Below are 15,452 nucleotides of genomic sequence, written 5' to 3' on the forward strand. Positions count from 1 at the left end.
TCGGTCGGCTCGGTGATCCTGGGCGAGTACGAGCACATCTCCGAGGGCGACACGGTCAAATGCACCGGCCGCATCCTGGAAGTGCCGGTCGGCCCGGAGCTGATCGGCCGCGTGGTCAACGCACTCGGCCAACCGATCGACGGCAAGGGCCCGATCAACGCCAAGATGACCGACGTGATCGAGAAGGTCGCGCCGGGCGTCATTGCGCGCAAGTCGGTCGATCAGCCGGTGCAGACGGGTCTGAAGTCGATCGATGCGATGGTGCCCATTGGCCGCGGCCAGCGCGAGCTGATCATCGGCGACCGCCAGACCGGCAAGTCCGCGGTGGCGATCGACACGATCATCAACCAGAAGGGTCAGAACATGACCTGCGTCTACGTTGCGATCGGCCAGAAGGCGAGTTCGATCAAGAACGTGGTGCGCTCGCTCGAAGCCAATGGCGCCATGGACTACACCATCGTCGTCGCGGCCTCGGCTTCGGAGTCGGCAGCGATGCAGTACGTGTCGGCCTATTCTGGCTGCACCATGGGCGAGTATTTCCGCGACCGCGGGCAAGACGCGCTGATCATCTATGACGATCTCAGCAAGCAGGCCGTCGCCTACCGCCAAGTGTCGCTGCTGTTGCGCCGCCCGCCGGGACGCGAAGCCTACCCGGGCGACGTGTTCTATCTCCACTCGCGCCTGCTCGAGCGCGCCGCGCGCGTGAACGCCGACTACGTCGAGAAGTTCACCAAGGGCGAAGTCAAGGGCAAGACCGGCTCGCTCACCGCGCTGCCGATCATCGAGACGCAGGCCGGCGACGTGTCGGCCTTCGTGCCCACCAACGTGATCTCGATCACCGACGGCCAGATCTTCCTCGAGACCAACCTCTTCAACGCCGGCATCCGCCCCGCCATCAACGCCGGTATTTCGGTGTCGCGCGTGGGCGGCGCGGCGCAAACCAAGCTCATCAAGGGCTTGTCGGGCGGCATCCGTACCGACCTGGCGCAGTACCGCGAGCTGGCCGCGTTCGCGCAGTTCGCGAGCGACCTCGACGAAGCCACGCGCAAGCAGCTCGACCGCGGCGCGCGCGTGACCGAGCTGCTCAAGCAGCAGCAGTACCAGCCGCTGCCGATCAGCCTCATGGCGGCCACGCTGTACGCCGTCAACAAGGGCTTCGTCGACGACATCGAGGTGAAGAAAGTGCTGGCTTTCGAGAGCGGCCTGCACCAGTTCCTCAAGAGCAGCCACGCTGCGCTGTTGAAGAAGCTCGAGGACAGCAAGGCGCTCGACAAGGACAGCGAGGCCGAACTCGGCAGCGCGATCGGGGCTTTCAAGAAAAGCTTCGCCTGAGTCCGCGCGTCCCGACACCCGAATAGATTAAGGAGCGCTTCATGGCGGCCGGCAAAGAGATACGCGGCAAGATCAAGAGCGTCGAGAACACCAAGAAGATCACCAAGGCCATGGAAATGGTCGCGGCTTCGAAGATGCGCAAGGCGCAGGAGCGCATGCGCGCCGCGCGGCCGTATGCCGACAAGATCCGCAATGTCAGCGCCAATCTGGCGCATGCCAATCCCGAGTACACGCACCCCTTCATGGCGGTCGCCTCCAGTGCGGCCAAGGCGGCCGGCTTCGTGGTGGTGACGACCGACAAGGGTTTGTGCGGCGGCCTCAACACCAACGTGCTGCGCGCCGTGACCGGCAAGCTGCGCGAGCTCGAAGGGCAAGGCGTCAAGGCCGAGACGGTGGCGATCGGCAACAAGGGCCTGGGTTTCCTCAACCGCATCGGCGCCAAGGTGGTGTCGCACGCCACGCACCTGGGCGACGCGCCGCGCCTGGACAAGCTCATCGGCCCGGTCAAGGTGCTGCTCGACGCCTACACCGAAGGCCGCATCAACGCGGTCTACCTCTGCTACACCCGCTTCATCAACACGATGAAGCAGGAGTCGGTGGTCGAGCAGCTGCTGCCGCTGGCGGCCGAGCGCCTGCAGGCCGACGCCGGTCAACCGGGCTGGGATTATCTCTACGAGCCCGAAGCCAAGACGGTGATCGACGACCTGTTGCTGCGCTACGTGGAGGCGCTGATCTACCAGGCAGTGGCCGAGAACATGGCGTCCGAGCAGTCGGCGCGCATGGTGGCCATGAAGTCCGCGACCGACAACGCCGGCACCTTGATCGGTGAGCTCAAGCTGGTCTACAACAAGACCCGCCAGGCCGCGATCACCAAGGAACTCTCCGAGATCGTGGGCGGCGCTGCCGCCGTGGGCTGATGGCCCGCCAGCGACCTTCGACGCAAGCTTAAGACTATTGATTTCCAAGGAACTAAAAATGGCGAACACGCAAGCAGCCGTGGGCAAGATCGTTCAGTGCATCGGCGCCGTGGTGGACGTGGAGTTTCCGCGTGACCGCATGCCCCGGATCTACGACGCCCTCAAGCTCGACGGCTCGACCTTGACCCTCGAAGTTCAACAGCAGCTCGGCGATGGCGTGGTGCGCACCATCGCGCTCGGCTCGTCGGACGGCCTGCGGCGCGGCATCGAGGTGCAGAACACCGGCAACCCGATCATGGTGCCGGTCGGGCCCGCCACCTTGGGTCGCATCATGGACGTGCTGGGTGCGCCGATCGACGAGCGCGGCCCGGTCGACCAGACGCTCACGGCGTCGATCCACCGCAAGGCGCCGGCCTACGACGAGCTGTCGCCGTCGCAGGAGCTGCTGGAAACCGGCATCAAGGTGATCGACCTGATCTGCCCCTTTGCCAAGGGTGGCAAGGTGGGCCTGTTCGGCGGCGCCGGTGTCGGCAAGACCGTCAACATGATGGAGCTCATCAACAACATCGCCAAGGCGCACTCGGGCCTGTCGGTGTTTGCCGGCGTGGGCGAGCGCACCCGCGAAGGCAACGACTTCTATCACGAGATGTCCGACTCGGGCGTCGTCAACCTCGAGAACCTGGGCGAGTCCAAGGTCGCCATGGTCTACGGCCAGATGAACGAGCCCCCGGGCAACCGCCTGCGCGTGGCGCTGACCGGCCTCACGATTGCCGAGTCGTTTCGCGACGAGGGTCGCGACGTGCTGTTCTTCGTCGACAACATCTACCGCTTCACCTTGGCCGGCACCGAAGTGTCGGCGCTGCTGGGTCGCATGCCCTCGGCGGTGGGCTACCAGCCGACCTTGGCGGAGGAAATGGGCCGCCTGCAAGAGCGCATCACGTCCACCAAGGTCGGCTCGATCACCTCGATCCAGGCCGTTTACGTGCCGGCGGACGACCTGACCGACCCGTCGCCTGCCACGACCTTCGCGCACCTGGACGCCACCGTGGTGCTCTCGCGCGACATCGCCTCGCTGGGCATCTACCCGGCCGTCGACCCGCTCGACTCCACTTCGCGCCAGGTGGACCCCAACGTGGTTGGCGAGGAGCACTACAAGACCACCCGCGACGTGCAGGCCGTGCTGCAGCGCTACAAGGAACTGCGCGACATCATCGCCATCCTTGGCATGGACGAGCTGGCGCCGGAAGACAAGCTGGCCGTGTCGCGTGCGCGCAAGATCCAGCGCTTCCTGTCGCAGCCTTTCCACGTCGCCGAAGTCTTCACCGGCTCACCCGGCAAGTACGTGCCGCTGAAGGAAACCATCCGCGGCTTCAAGATGATCGTGGCCGGCGAATGCGACAGCTTGCCCGAGCAGGCCTTCTACATGGTCGGTACGATCGACGAGGCCATCGAAAAGGCGAAGAAGATGCAGTAAGCGACGCGCTCGGGCGGTTACGCAAGCCGCCCCGAGCCCGACGCTTTGCTTCCAGACCCTTCTTCAACACGCTAAGGACGACCGAGCATGGCAACCATTCACGTCGACGTGGTCTCCGCCGAAGAGTCCATCTTTTCGGGCGAGGCCAAGTTCGTGGCGCTGCCCGGCGAAATGGGTGAGCTGGGCATCTACCCGCGCCACACGCCGCTCATCACGCGCATCAAGCCGGGTGCGGTGCGCATCCAACGCGCCGACACCGGCGCCGAAGAGTTCGTGTTTGTGGCCGGCGGCATTCTCGAGGTGCAGCCCGACCGCGTGACGGTGCTGGCCGACACCGCCATCCGCGGCGCCGATCTCGACGAGGCCAAGGCCACCGAAGCCAAGCGGCAGGCCGAAGAAGCGATGAAGAACGCCAAGAACAACATCGACTTCGCCAAGGCGCAGGGTGAGTTCGCGGCGATGGCAGCGCAGATCGCGGCGCTGCGCAAGTTCCGCCGCAAGTAGACGCAAGCGGCAGTCGCGCACGAGAAACACAAGGCCCGCTTCGGCGGGCCTTGTCACGCCGGGGTCGCCCAAGGGCGCGATTTTCTGCTCGCGCTCAATTCCGCGTGAAGTGCGACAGCAGGCTGTCGATGTCGCCCAAATCGCCATTGCCGGCCGCGCCGGGTTCGGGCAGTTGGCCGTTGGGCGTGAGGCGGTCCACCACCGTCGGCAGCCATTGCGAGAGCTGGCCCGCTGCGTCGCCGTGCGACATGCCCAGCTCATTCGCGAGTTGCGCGATGCGTTCGCTTCCCAGCACCGTTTCGAGTTGTTGTGGCGACACCGGCAGGTTGCGCCCGGTGCCGACCCAGGAGCCCACCAGCTCGTCCAGTCCCCCCTGCTGGAGTTGCTGCACGAGGCCCGCCAAGCCTGCGCCACCCGGCCCGCCTTGGGCCAGCATGGCGACCACCGCACGCAAGGCATTGCCCTGCCCTTGATCGCTCGCTCGAGCGCCACCGAGGGCGCCGATCACCGAGTCCAACAAGCCCATGTTCTACCTCCGTGCGCGGGCCTGCAACCCACCTGAAGCCTATTGTGCAGTTCGCGCGTGACAGTCCGAAGGACGGCCCCGCCGCCGGGGCGTACAAGTGCTGGCTCAGGCGAACAGAGCCGCGAGCGCACCCAGCGCCAGCAAGGGCGCGGTTTCGGCGCGCAGCACGCGCGGGCCGAGCGTCACCGGCTGCAGGCCGGCGGTGCGGGCTGCGGCGTCTTCGGCCTCGCTCAAGCCACCCTCGGGCCCGCTCAAGAACAGCAAGCCATTGGCGGCATGCAAGGCGGGGCGCAAGGCGTCGGCATAGGCCTGCGTGCCCTCGGCCAGACTGAGCACAAAGCGCGTTTGGCCGGTCGGCGATTCGAGTGCGCCCAGCCATTCCCCGAAGGACCGCACCGGCGCCAACCGGGGTAGGCGGCTGCGGCCGCATTGCTCTGCCGCGGCAGCGGCCACACCTCGCCAGTGAATGAGTCGTCGTTCGGCGCGTTCCCCGGCCAGGCGCAGCACCGAGCGCTCGCACAGCAGCGGCTGAATCGTCGCGACGCCGAGTTCGGTGGCTTTCTCGACCAGCCAGTCCATGCGCTCGTTGGCCGGCATGCCCAGCGCCAAGGTCACACCGATCGGCAGTTCGCGGTCGACGGCGCGGGCTTGGCCGATGCGCACGCGCACCTCGCTGCGGCCGATCGACAGCAGCTCGCAATCCCAGTCGCAGCCTTGGCCATCGAACAAGGTGAGCGTCGCGCCGGGCTGCAGGCGCAGCACTTGCACATGGCGCGCGGCCGCGGCGGGGAGCGTGGTCTCAAGCCTGGTGGCCAGCGGCAGGTCGACGTGGAAACGGGGCACGGCAAGCACTCAGAAGGTGTAGCCGGCCGTGCGCTCCGTGCCCGCCAGTCGCTCGAGCAGCAGCGCCAGCGGCGCGAGCGCCCGGTAGCGCGCGGCCACGCGGTGCGCGTAGCGCCAGACGAGCGGCAGATCCCTGAGGTAGCCGTCCTTGCCGTCGCGGTGATAGAGGCGCGCGAAGATGCCGAGCACTTTGAGGTGGCGCTGCAGGCCCATCCATTCAAAATCGCGCCAGTACGCGCCGAAGTCGGCATGCACCGGCAGCCCCGCCGCGCGTGCGCGCTCCCAGTACCGCACCGCCCAATCGAGCTGCGTCGCTTCGTCCCATTCGATGTAAGCGTCGCGCAGCAACGAGACGAGGTCGTAGGTGATGGGGCCGCGCACGGCATCCTGGAAGTCGAGGATGCCGCAGCCGGCGGTGCCGCTCGCCACCATCAGGTTGCGCGAGTGGTAGTCGCGGTGCACGAGCACGCCGGGCTGATCGACGCAGGCATCGAGGATCAGCGTGAAGGCCTGGTCGAGTCGTGCGCGGTCGGCTGCACCGAGCACATGGCCGCAGTGTCGAGCCACGTACCAGTCGGAAAACAGCTCGAGCTCGCGCTGCATGAGCGCGCGGTCGTAGGGCGGAAACTGCGCCGGCAGTTCGATGCGCTGCAGGCGCACCAGCGCGTCGATCGCGCCCAGGTACAGCGGCGCGGCCTGGGCCGCATCGCGTCCGGCGAGCGCGTCGAGGTAGGTCGTCGCGCCGAGGTCTTGCAGCAGCATGAAGCCATGCGCTTCGTCGAACGCGAGCACCTCGGGGGCCTCGAGGCCGCCCTCGCGCAGCAGTTGCGCCACGCGCACGAAAGGGCGGCAATCCTCGTGCGCCGGGGGCGCGTCCATCACGATGCGTGGGCCCCGGACGCTGTCGATGCGCAGGTAGCGGCGAAAGCTCGCGTCGGCACTGGCCGATTGCACGCTGGTCCGGTCCAGCCCCAGGCCCGGCGGCAGCGTGTCAAGCCAGTGCGTGAAGGCCTGTTCGCGGGCCGGGTCGCTCCAGTGGATCGGGGATGCGTTGCTCAAGGGTCGGGCCAGTCGGCAGCGCGAAAGCGCATGGAATAATCGATTCTACAAATCGCATCCGCCTGCCGGCGCCCCAATGCGCCGATGTGCGCGGCGCCGCGCACGGCTGGCGGCTTCTTCGCTCTCACCCGCTGTCCATGTCGCCGTCGATCACTGCTTGCCATGCCCATGCACCGCAGCGGCGCGCGCGCGCAGCCTTGCTGCGGCCCGTCGCGGCGGCCGCGCTCGCCACCCTCGGTGGCGTGGCGTGGGCGCAGACGGCACCCGCCGAGCCGTTGCGCTCGAGCCCGGAGTCCGGCGTGCGCCTGGGCCCGGCGATCCTCGGTGGCGACGGGTCGCAACCGGTGGTGATCGAGGCCGATCGCCTGTCGGGACGGCCCGATCTCGAGACCCTCGCCGAGGGCGCGGTGCAGTTCAGGCGCGGGCCTCTCACGCTGAAGGCTGATCGCCTGGAGTACCTGCAGTCCAGCGATACCGCGCGTGCCAGTGGCAATGTCGAGATACGCCAGAACGGCAATACCTTTCGCGGCTCTGAAGTGCAGCTCGAGGTGCAACGCTTCAAGGGCTACTTCCTGTCGCCGACCTACCATTTCGGCCGCACCGATGCTGGCGGCAGTGCCGAGCGCATCGACTTTCTCGATGAATTCCGCAGCGTCGCCCACGGCGCCACCTACACCAGTTGTCCCGCACCGGAACCGGCCTGGATCCTCAGCACCGACCGCGTGCTGCTCGACACCGCCGCCGACGAAGGGCGCGCCGAGGGCGCCGTGCTGCGCTTCTATGGCGTGCCGATCCTGGCCGCGCCGACATTGAGCTTCCCGTTGTCGGACGCACGCAAATCGGGTTGGTTGCCGCCGAGCATCAACCTGGACAACAAGAGCGGCTTCGAAACGTCGGTGCCCTATTACTGGAACATCGCGCCCAACCGCGATGCCACCTTGACGCCGACCATCCTCACGCGCCGCGGCGCAGCGCTCGGCGCCGAGTACCGTTACCTGGAGCGGACTTACCAGGGCAGCCTGCAGACCTACTTGCTGCCCGACGATCGCGCCGCAGGCCGCTCGCGCTGGTCACTCAACCTCGGGCACGAGGCGCGCTGGGAGGGCGCGCGGGTCGGTGCGGTCGACTACGGCGCCGCATTGCAACGCGTCTCGGATGACGACTACTGGAAAGATTTTTCGCACCACCTGCCGAGCCCGACACCGCGGCTCTTGCCCGGCTCGGCGTATGCGACTCGCCGCTTCGACAGCTTCTGGGGCGAAACCGTGGCCTATGCGCGCGTGCAGCGCTGGCAGGTGCTGCAAGACCCCGACCCGGCCAGCCGCATCGTCTCGCCCTACCAGCGCGAACCGCAGATCGGCGTAAATCAGCGCGGCGCCGCGCGGGGGCTGGAGTGGACTTGGGAGACCGAGGCGAATCGCTTCACCAATGGCAATGAGGCCCTGCGCGCCGGCTCGCGCCTGCATGCGATCGGCTCGCTCGCTCTGCCCTGGGCGCCGCTCGGTACGCCGGGCTGGACGCTCACGCCGCGCGTCTCGATCAATGCCGCGACCTACAACCTCGATCGGGCGGCGGGCGCGCCAAGCTCGAGCGCGTCGCGGGTCATCCCGACCGTGGCGCTCGACAGTGCGTGGGTGTTCGAGCGCCAGACCGAAGCCTTCGGGCGCGCGCTGACGCAAACGCTCGAGCCGCGTCTGCTCTACGTCAATACGCCTTACCGCGAGCAGTCGAATCTGCCCAATTTCGACAGCGCTGCCAACGACTTCAATTTCACCTCGATCTACGCCGACAACGTGTTCTCGGGTGTCGACCGCGTGTCCGACGCCAACCAGGTCACGGCCGGCGTGACGACACGCTTTCTCGACCGCCAAAGCGGCGCCGAGGTACTGCGACTGGGCATGGCGCAGCGCCTCTTGCTGCGCGACCAGCGCATCACGCCCGACGGCCTTCCGGTCACGCAGCGTCTGTCGGACCTGCTGCTGCTGGGCTCCACCAACCTGGTGCCGCGCTGGTGGCTCGACGGCTCGCTGCAATACAGCGCAGACGTCAGCCGCGCGGTGCGCTCCATCGCCAGCCTGCGTTATTCGCCCGGGCCGCTGCGCACCGTGGCGGCGACCTACCGCTACACCCGCAATGCCAGCGAGCAGATCGAGCTCGGCTGGCAATGGCCGATCAATGCCGTGGCACGCTCGCACGCCGCCGCGCTGGAGGCGCGCGATGCACTGTCGCGCGACGGCGTCATGGCGGGCCGCGGCGTCTCTTCAACGGGGGGATGCCCGGGCGCCTGGTACAGCGTCGGGAGGGTCAACTACAGTCGGCGCGACTCGCGCATCACCGATTCGATCGTCGGCTTCGAGTACGACGCAGGCTGCTGGATCGGGCGCGTCGTTGCCGAGCGGCTGTCCACCGGGCGCAGCGAGGCGACGACGCGCCTCCTGCTGCAGCTCGAGCTGGTGGGGCTCTCGCGCCTGGGCTCCAATCCGCTCGAGGTGCTGAGGGAGAATATCCCCGGCTACCGCTTGCTGCGCGACGACAGCAGCACGGTGGCACCCGCCCTGTCCCACCCCTGAGTGCCTTTTTCCGAATGCCAGCGATGACATCGACCTTTCGTTTTCCTCGCCCGCTGCTGTGCGGCTTGCTCGTCCTGGGCGCGGCGGCCCCCTGGCTCGCGACGAGCACGGCCCATGCGCAGGCGGCGCGCGCCAGCGCCCCGCGCTCGGCCGACTACATCGTGGCGATCGTGAATCAGGAACTGGTCACCAACGGCGAGATGCAGCTGCGCCTGGCGAACGTGAAGCGCGAGGCGGCGCAAAGCGGCAGCAAGCTGCCAGACGACGAGGAACTGCGCCGCCAGTTGCTTGAAGCGATGATCGACGAGCGCGCGCAACTGAGCTCCGCGCGCGACAGCGGCCTGCGCATCGAGGAGTCCGAGATCGATCGCACCGTCACCAACGTCGCGGTGCAAAACCGCATCACGCTGGTCGAACTGCGCGAGCGACTGCGGCGTGAGGGCATCGACTTCACGCGCTTTCGCACCAACCTCAAGGAGCAGCTCCTGCTCGAGCGCGTGCGCGAACGCGAGGTGCGCAACCGCATCAAGGTGAGCGACAGCGAGGTCGACGCGCTGGTTTCCAGCCGCGCCAGCAGCGCGACGCCGGCCGAATACAACGTCGCGCAGGTGCTCATCGCCGTGCCCGACGGCGCCTCCGAGGCGGACGTCGACGCACGCCGCCTGGTGGCCGAGAAGGCGCTGGCGCGTGCGCGGGCGGGCGAGGACTTCGCCAAGCTCGTGGCCGAGCTGTCCACCGGCCCCAAAGACCAGGACGGCGCGATCGGCCTGCGCGCGGCCGACCGCCTGCCAGACCTGTTTGCCGAGGCGGTGCGTGACCTGCGGACCGGCGCGCTGGTGCCGCAGGTGCTGCGCTCGGGCGCAGGCTTTCATGTGCTCAAGCTGATCGAGCGCCGCGACGGCGGCATGGTGGTCGAGCAGACGCGCGCACGCCACATCCTGCTGCGCGCGGGGCCCCAGCTCAGCCAGGCGGCGGCGGTGGCCCGCCTGGCCGAGTTCAAGCAGCAGATCGAGGCGGGCCGCGCGATGTTTGCGCAACTGGCGCGCGACAACTCCGAAGACGGCAGTGCGCCACAGGGGGGTGATCTGGGCTGGGCCGCGCCCGGGCAGTTCGTGCCGGAGTTCGAAGAGGCAATGAAGGCGCTCGCACCCAACCAGATTTCCGCCCCGCTGGTGTCGCGCTTTGGCGTGCATTTGATTCAGGTGCTGGAGCGCCGCAGTGTCCCGGTCGATCGCAAGCAACAGCGCGAGATCGCGCGCAACGTGCTGCGCGAGCAGAAGTTCGAGGAAGCCTACGCCGACTGGTCGCGCGAGGTACGCGCGCGCGCCTACGTGGAGATGCGAGAGCCACCGCAGTGAGCGCCCGACATCGGCACGCGTTGGTGTGAACAGGCCCTAGGGTGAGGCACGTCGCGCGCAAGCGCTTCGGCCAGCATTTCCTGGCCGATGGCAGCGTGATCGATGCCATCGTGGCGGCGATCGACCCGCGGCCCGGGCAGGCGATCGTGGAGATCGGGCCGGGTCTGGGCGCCATGACCAACCCGCTGGTCGAGCGTTGCGGTCGCCTGACGGTGATCGAGCTCGACCGCGATTTAGCGCGCCGGCTGCGCGAGCGTCCCGAGCTGCAGGTGATCGAGTCCGATGTGCTGCGGGTCGACTTCACGGCCCTCGCCGCGAGCGAGCCCATGCCGCTGCGAGTGGTCGGCAACCTGCCCTACAACATCTCCACGCCGATCCTGTTTCACCTGCTGGCGTCGGCCGGCGTCATCAAAGACCAGCACTTCATGCTGCAAAAGGAAGTCGTGCAACGTATGGCCGCCAGCCCGGGCGTGAAGGACTACGGGCGCCTGTCGGTCATGCTGCAGTGGCGCTACGACATCGAGTCCGTGCTCGACGTGTCACCCGAAGCGTTCGAGCCACCGCCGCGGGTCGACTCGGCGGTCGTGCGCATGCTGCCGTATCCGGTGGCACCGGCCGTGGCACCCGCCCTGCTTGGCGAGTTGGTCGCGGTGGCGTTTTCGCAGCGCCGCAAGCTGCTGCGTCACACCTTGGGGCGCTGGCTCGAGGTGCGCGGTTTCGGTGGCGCGTTCGACACCCAGCGCCGTGCAGAGGAGGTGCCGGTGGCGCAGTACGTGGCGCTTGCCATCGAGATCGGGGGCACGCCGACGTGACGACGGGCCTCGCAGGGCCCGTCGTCGTTTCATCAGCAGGGCCGTGCGGCCCCGCCTTCCGGTCGCGGTCTCGAGACCCTCAGCCTTCGCCGGGCCGCCCCAACAAGGCTGCGCGCCCTCGCAGGGGCGTGGGGGTTGTTATCTCAGGCCGCGACCAGCCATCCGGCGGTGTCGAAAGCGCTGCTCATCCGCGGCAGCGCCACCGTGATCATGCCGGCCGGCGTCTTGACCGGCTTGGCGTCGTTCTGGGCTTCCCCTGCCCGCTCTCCCTGCCCGATTTCCGGGGAGCGGGCTATTGAAAAGAATAGAAGCATCGGAACGGTATCTTGCGTTCTCCCCAGAAGTCGGCAGCGTCGCGGAACACGTCGAGCAGTTGCTCGCGCGCCTCCCGGTCGAACTTGGGGTTGTCGGGCAGTTGCTCGAGCACGACCACGAACCCGGGCTGATTGCCCGACTTGTGGACCAGGTCGGTCATGCAGTCGAACAGCGCATCGAGGTTCTTGCCGAAATGCACCGGGAAGGTGAAGGCCTCGGCGATCGTGTCCAGCACTTCCTGTTTCGACTGGGCCGCGCCCAGGTTCGCATAGAGGAAGTGCTGATGAAGGTCTTGGGCAGCAGCTTGCAGGTCCTCCACGCGGAATGCGCGGATCGCCTGCACGATGTTGGGACGAACGGTGTGCAACGGCATCATGGTCAGGATCCCCCTCGTTCCTTGTTGATGGTTGGGCTCACGGCGCGATGAGGCGGAAGCTCGCGTAGTGATCGTCGGTGTAATAGCAGGCATCGGGTGAGACGGATCGAAGCCCGCCACAAACAATGCGCCTAGCCCCCCGATCGCGGGACTTCGGCGTTGGCACCGTGTATTCGCGGTAGTAGCCGCGCGGCTGGCGTGGCAGCAGCCGCTCCCGGTTGCCGAACACGATGCCATCCTTCTGGTACTTGAAGGGACCGCCTTCACGGATCAGCCGGTGGGTGGTCTGGGCCTCGACCGGCAGCGCCTTCAGCGCCACGCCGACTTCCGCCGCCGTGCCCTGCCTTGCCGACGCTCCCGGCCCGAGGACCGCCGCACCGAGAACCACCGCAAGCAGGAAGGACGCCCCAGGCCGCCAGCCAGAATCCCGGTGTGACCGACCGGTGAAAAACACGGGTAATCCCTGAAATTTGAAGCCCGGATGGTACCGAAACGGTGCCGAAACCTCAAGGCTTTGCCTCAAAATTCAGCAGGGAACCAAGGCCTTTGAGGTAATGTTTGCAAGCGCAAACTCAGCTCGTAACTGAGTGAGGGCAGTGCCCCGATGACACCGAAGGTCGCTCGGTAAATTCTTTCTCGACGTGCCTGGTCCTGCCGTTTCGTTCACCGCACGGCATTGACGTCAGCCACGGTGAGCGCGGTCATGTTGACGATGCGCCTCACCGTGGCTGAAGGCGTCAGGAGGTGTACCGGCTTGGCAGCGCCCAGCAGCACCGGGCCGATCGCGATGCCGCCGCCGGCGGCGGTCTTGAGCAGGTTGTAGGAAATGTTGGCGGCGTCGATGTTGGGCAGCACCAGCAGGTTGGCTTCGCCGGACAGCGTGCTGTCGGGAATCTGCTGGCTGCGCTGGGAGGGGTCGAGCGCGGTGTCGCCGTGCATCTCGCCGTCGACCTCGAGCCAGGGCGCGCGCGCGCGCACCAGCGCCAGCGCCTCGCGCATCTTCAGCGCCGAAGGCTGTTGGCTGGAGCCGAAGTTGGAGTGGCTCAGCAGCGCCGCCTTGGGCACCAGCCCGAAGCGCTTCATTTCCTCGGCCGCCATGACAGTGATCTCGGCCAGCTGCTCGGCGCTCGGGTCGTAGTTAATGTGCGTGTCCACCAGCATGAGCTGGCGGCCCGGCAGGATCAGGCCGTTCATGCAGGCGTAGGTTTTCGCGCCGGGGCGCAGGCCGATCACCTGGTCGATGAACTGCAAGTGCGTGGCGGTGGTGCCCCAGGTGCCGCACAACATGCCGTCGACCTCGCCCTTGTGCAGCAGCATGGTGCCGATCAGGGTGAGGCGTCGACGCATTTCGATCTTGGCAAACTGTTGCGTCACGCCGCGGCGCGCCGTGATGCGGTGGTAGGTTTGCCAGTAGTCGCGGTAGCGTTCGTCGTGCTCGGTGTTGACGATGTCGTAGTCGCGACCAGCCTCCAGCCGCAGCCCGAAACGCTCGCAGCGCTGAGCAATCACTTCGGGTCGGCCGATCAGCGTCGGGCGCGCCAGGTTTTCATCGATCACCACCTGCACCGCCCGCAGCACGCGCTCTTCCTCGCCTTCGCAGAACACCACGCGTTTGAAGAGCGCGCGCTTGGCGAGGTTGAAGATCGGCTTCATCGTCGTGCCCGAGGCGTAAACGAAGGCCTGTAATTTCTCGCGGTAGGCATCGAAATCCTTGATTGGCCGCGAGGCCACGCCGGATTCGGCCGCCGCGCGCGCCACCGCCGGCGCGATCTTCATCATCAGCCGCGGGTCGAACGGCTTGGGAATCAGGTACTGCGGCCCGAACGACAGCGTGGCGCCGACATAGGCGGCCGCCACCACCTCACTCTGCTCGGCCTGCGCCAGCTCGGCGATGGCGCGGACCGCAGCGATCTCCATCGCATCGGTGATGGTGGTCGCACCGCAGTCGAGCGCGCCGCGGAAGATGTAGGGGAAGCACAGGACGTTGTTGACCTGGTTGGGGTAGTCGGTGCGGCCGGTGGCCATGATGGCGTCTTCACGCACCGCCATCACGTCCTCGGGCAGGATCTCCGGGTTGGGGTTGGCCAGCGCGAAGATCAGCGGGTGCCGGGCCATGCCGCGCACCATCTCTGGCTTGAGCACGCCGCCTGCGGACAGGCCCAAGAAGATGTCGGCGCCGTCCATCACCGCGGCCAACGTGCGCAGCGCGGTGGCTTGCGCGAACTCGGCCTTGTCGGGGTCCATCAGTTCGGTGCGGCCCTTGTAGACGACGCCGGCCAGGTCAGTGACCCAGATGTTCTCGCGCGGCAGGCCCAGTTTGATCAGCAGGTTCAGGCAGGCGAGTGCCGCAGCACCCGCACCCGACACCACCAGCTTGACCGCGGCAATGTCCTTGCCGACCACCTTCAGGCCGTTGAGCGTGGCCGCGCCGACCACGATCGCGGTGCCGTGCTGGTCGTCGTGGAACACCGGAATCTTCATGCGCTGGCGCAGCGCACGCTCGACATAGAAGCAGTCGGGCGCCTTGATGTCCTCGAGGTTGATGCCGCCGAAGGTGGGCTCCAGCGCGGCGATGCAGTCGACCAGCTTGTCGAGGTTGGTTTCGGCGAGCTCGAGGTCGAACACGTCGATGCCGGCGAACTTCTTGAACAGCACCGCCTTGCCTTCCATCACCGGCTTGGCCGCCAAAGGCCCGATGTTGCCCAGGCCAAGCACGGCGGTGCCGTTGGTCACCACGGCCACCAGGTTGCCGCGCGAGGTGTAGCGGTAGACGTTCGCCGGGTCGGCGACGATTTCCTCGCAGGCCGCGGCCACGCCGGGCGAATACGCCAGCGCCAGGTCGCGCTGGTTGACAAGTTGTTTGGTCGCCGCGATCGCCACTTTGCCCGGCGTCGGGAACTCGTGGTATTCAAGTGCCGCTTGGCGCAGTTCGGAGCGCTTTTCTTCGAAGGTGGGCATGGTGAGTCTTCCGGGGTGCGGCACGCGGCTGCGTCAGCACGATTGTAGGAATGCGCTTCGTGCGCGGCCGCTCGCCATGCCGCCGCGCGGTGGCGTGTTTTCGCAATCCAGGGGCGGCGGGCATGCGCGAAACTGCGCCCTGTCCCGTCCCCAGCGCGCCCCCACCCCATCGGTGTTCGCCGCTTGTCCGTCCGCGCGGCCCGTCACCGGCCTGCGCCGATGGCTGTCCTGGGTCGGCGGCCGGGAACCATCGCCCCACCCCAGCGCCCGCCTCCGAGAAGGCGAGCGCCTCGAGGGCACGGCGACAATCGAAAGCACGCCGCTCGAAGTCGGGTCACCGGTACGTCATGTTGAAATTCAAGAAAATCAGGTTTGATCGGCCGGGTCGCCTCGGATTTGCAGCGGTGG

Annotated in this window: 14 protein-coding genes; 7 read left to right on the top strand and 7 right to left on the bottom strand. The window is 67.3% G+C overall.

Going from position 1 to position 15,452, the window contains the following annotated elements; genetic code table 11:
• The 4 genes from atpA to RMO12_RS01460 all read left to right on the top strand — a co-directional run.
• The coding region (gene atpA, locus RMO12_RS01445; RefSeq protein ID WP_309637935.1) for a F0F1 ATP synthase subunit alpha at window positions 1-1,332 on the top strand (1,332 nt) is incomplete at its 5' end.
• A 41-nt stretch (window positions 1,333-1,373) separates the two neighbouring features.
• Window positions 1,374-2,249 (top strand): F0F1 ATP synthase subunit gamma, encoded by an 876-nt coding sequence (atpG, locus tag RMO12_RS01450; protein WP_309625429.1) that lies wholly within the window; start codon window positions 1,374-1,376, stop codon window positions 2,247-2,249.
• A gap of 58 nt (window positions 2,250-2,307) precedes the next feature.
• On the top strand, window positions 2,308-3,723 hold the full coding sequence (gene atpD / locus RMO12_RS01455) for a F0F1 ATP synthase subunit beta (protein ID WP_309637936.1): 1,416 nt from the start codon (window positions 2,308-2,310) through the stop codon (window positions 3,721-3,723).
• An 87-nt stretch (window positions 3,724-3,810) separates the two neighbouring features.
• Entirely contained in the window at window positions 3,811-4,227 is a 417-nt protein-coding gene (locus RMO12_RS01460) for a F0F1 ATP synthase subunit epsilon (RefSeq protein ID WP_309637937.1), read from the top strand.
• Between the two features lie 94 nt (window positions 4,228-4,321).
• Here the strand turns inward: RMO12_RS01460 and RMO12_RS01465 are convergent, their stop codons facing one another.
• The 3 genes from RMO12_RS01465 to RMO12_RS01475 all read right to left on the bottom strand — a co-directional run bounded on the left by RMO12_RS01465 (window position 4,322) and on the right by RMO12_RS01475 (window position 6,655).
• Window positions 4,322-4,753: a YidB family protein gene (locus RMO12_RS01465; protein ID WP_309624954.1), complete on the bottom strand. Its 432-nt coding sequence runs from the start codon at window positions 4,751-4,753 to the stop codon at window positions 4,322-4,324.
• A 105-nt stretch (window positions 4,754-4,858) separates the two neighbouring features.
• Entirely contained in the window at window positions 4,859-5,596 is a 738-nt protein-coding gene (locus RMO12_RS01470) for a 16S rRNA (uracil(1498)-N(3))-methyltransferase (protein ID WP_309624961.1), read from the bottom strand.
• Window positions 5,597-5,605: 9 nt separating this feature from the next.
• On the bottom strand, window positions 5,606-6,655 hold the full coding sequence (locus RMO12_RS01475; protein ID WP_405029601.1) for an aminoglycoside phosphotransferase family protein: 1,050 nt from the start codon (window positions 6,653-6,655) through the stop codon (window positions 5,606-5,608).
• Window positions 6,656-6,792: 137 nt separating this feature from the next.
• Between RMO12_RS01475 and RMO12_RS01480 the strand changes: the two genes are divergently transcribed.
• Genes RMO12_RS01480 through rsmA form a run of 3 tightly spaced genes read left to right on the top strand, consistent with a single transcriptional unit; the run spans window position 6,793 to window position 11,395 of the window.
• Window positions 6,793-9,225, top strand: coding sequence for an LPS assembly protein LptD (locus tag RMO12_RS01480; protein ID WP_309637938.1), 2,433 nt, complete (start codon window positions 6,793-6,795; stop codon window positions 9,223-9,225).
• Between the two features lie 23 nt (window positions 9,226-9,248).
• Window positions 9,249-10,583 carry a peptidylprolyl isomerase gene (locus RMO12_RS01485; protein WP_309637939.1) on the top strand — a complete coding sequence of 445 codons (1,335 nt, stop codon included), beginning with the start codon at window positions 9,249-9,251 and terminating at the stop codon, window positions 10,581-10,583.
• Between the two features lie 41 nt (window positions 10,584-10,624).
• Window positions 10,625-11,395, top strand: a complete 771-nt coding sequence (gene rsmA / locus RMO12_RS01490) for a 16S rRNA (adenine(1518)-N(6)/adenine(1519)-N(6))-dimethyltransferase RsmA (protein ID WP_309637940.1) — start codon at window positions 10,625-10,627, stop codon at window positions 11,393-11,395.
• A gap of 143 nt (window positions 11,396-11,538) precedes the next feature.
• Here the strand turns inward: rsmA and RMO12_RS01495 are convergent, their stop codons facing one another.
• The 4 genes from RMO12_RS01495 to RMO12_RS01510 all read right to left on the bottom strand — a co-directional run bounded on the left by RMO12_RS01495 (window position 11,539) and on the right by RMO12_RS01510 (window position 15,044).
• Window positions 11,539-11,709 carry a hypothetical protein gene (locus RMO12_RS01495; protein WP_309637941.1) on the bottom strand — a complete coding sequence of 57 codons (171 nt, stop codon included), beginning with the start codon at window positions 11,707-11,709 and terminating at the stop codon, window positions 11,539-11,541.
• Window positions 11,688-12,179 (bottom strand): barstar family protein, encoded by a 492-nt coding sequence (locus RMO12_RS01500; protein WP_405029602.1) that lies wholly within the window; start codon window positions 12,177-12,179, stop codon window positions 11,688-11,690. The genes RMO12_RS01495 and RMO12_RS01500 overlap by 22 nt, the downstream gene beginning before the upstream one ends.
• A complete protein-coding gene (locus RMO12_RS01505) occupies window positions 12,124-12,540 on the bottom strand; it encodes a ribonuclease domain-containing protein (protein ID WP_309637943.1) in 417 nt (138 codons plus the stop codon). The genes RMO12_RS01500 and RMO12_RS01505 overlap by 56 nt, the downstream gene beginning before the upstream one ends.
• Window positions 12,541-12,749: 209 nt before the next feature.
• The gene (locus RMO12_RS01510; RefSeq protein ID WP_309637944.1) at window positions 12,750-15,044 is read right to left on the bottom strand and encodes an NADP-dependent malic enzyme; all 2,295 of its coding nucleotides are present in this window, start codon (window positions 15,042-15,044) and stop codon (window positions 12,750-12,752) included.
• Window positions 15,045-15,452 lie beyond the last annotated feature (408 nt).

The organism is Methylibium sp., assembly GCF_031393925.1.
GTDB lineage: Bacteria > Pseudomonadota > Gammaproteobacteria > Burkholderiales > Burkholderiaceae_C > Methylibium.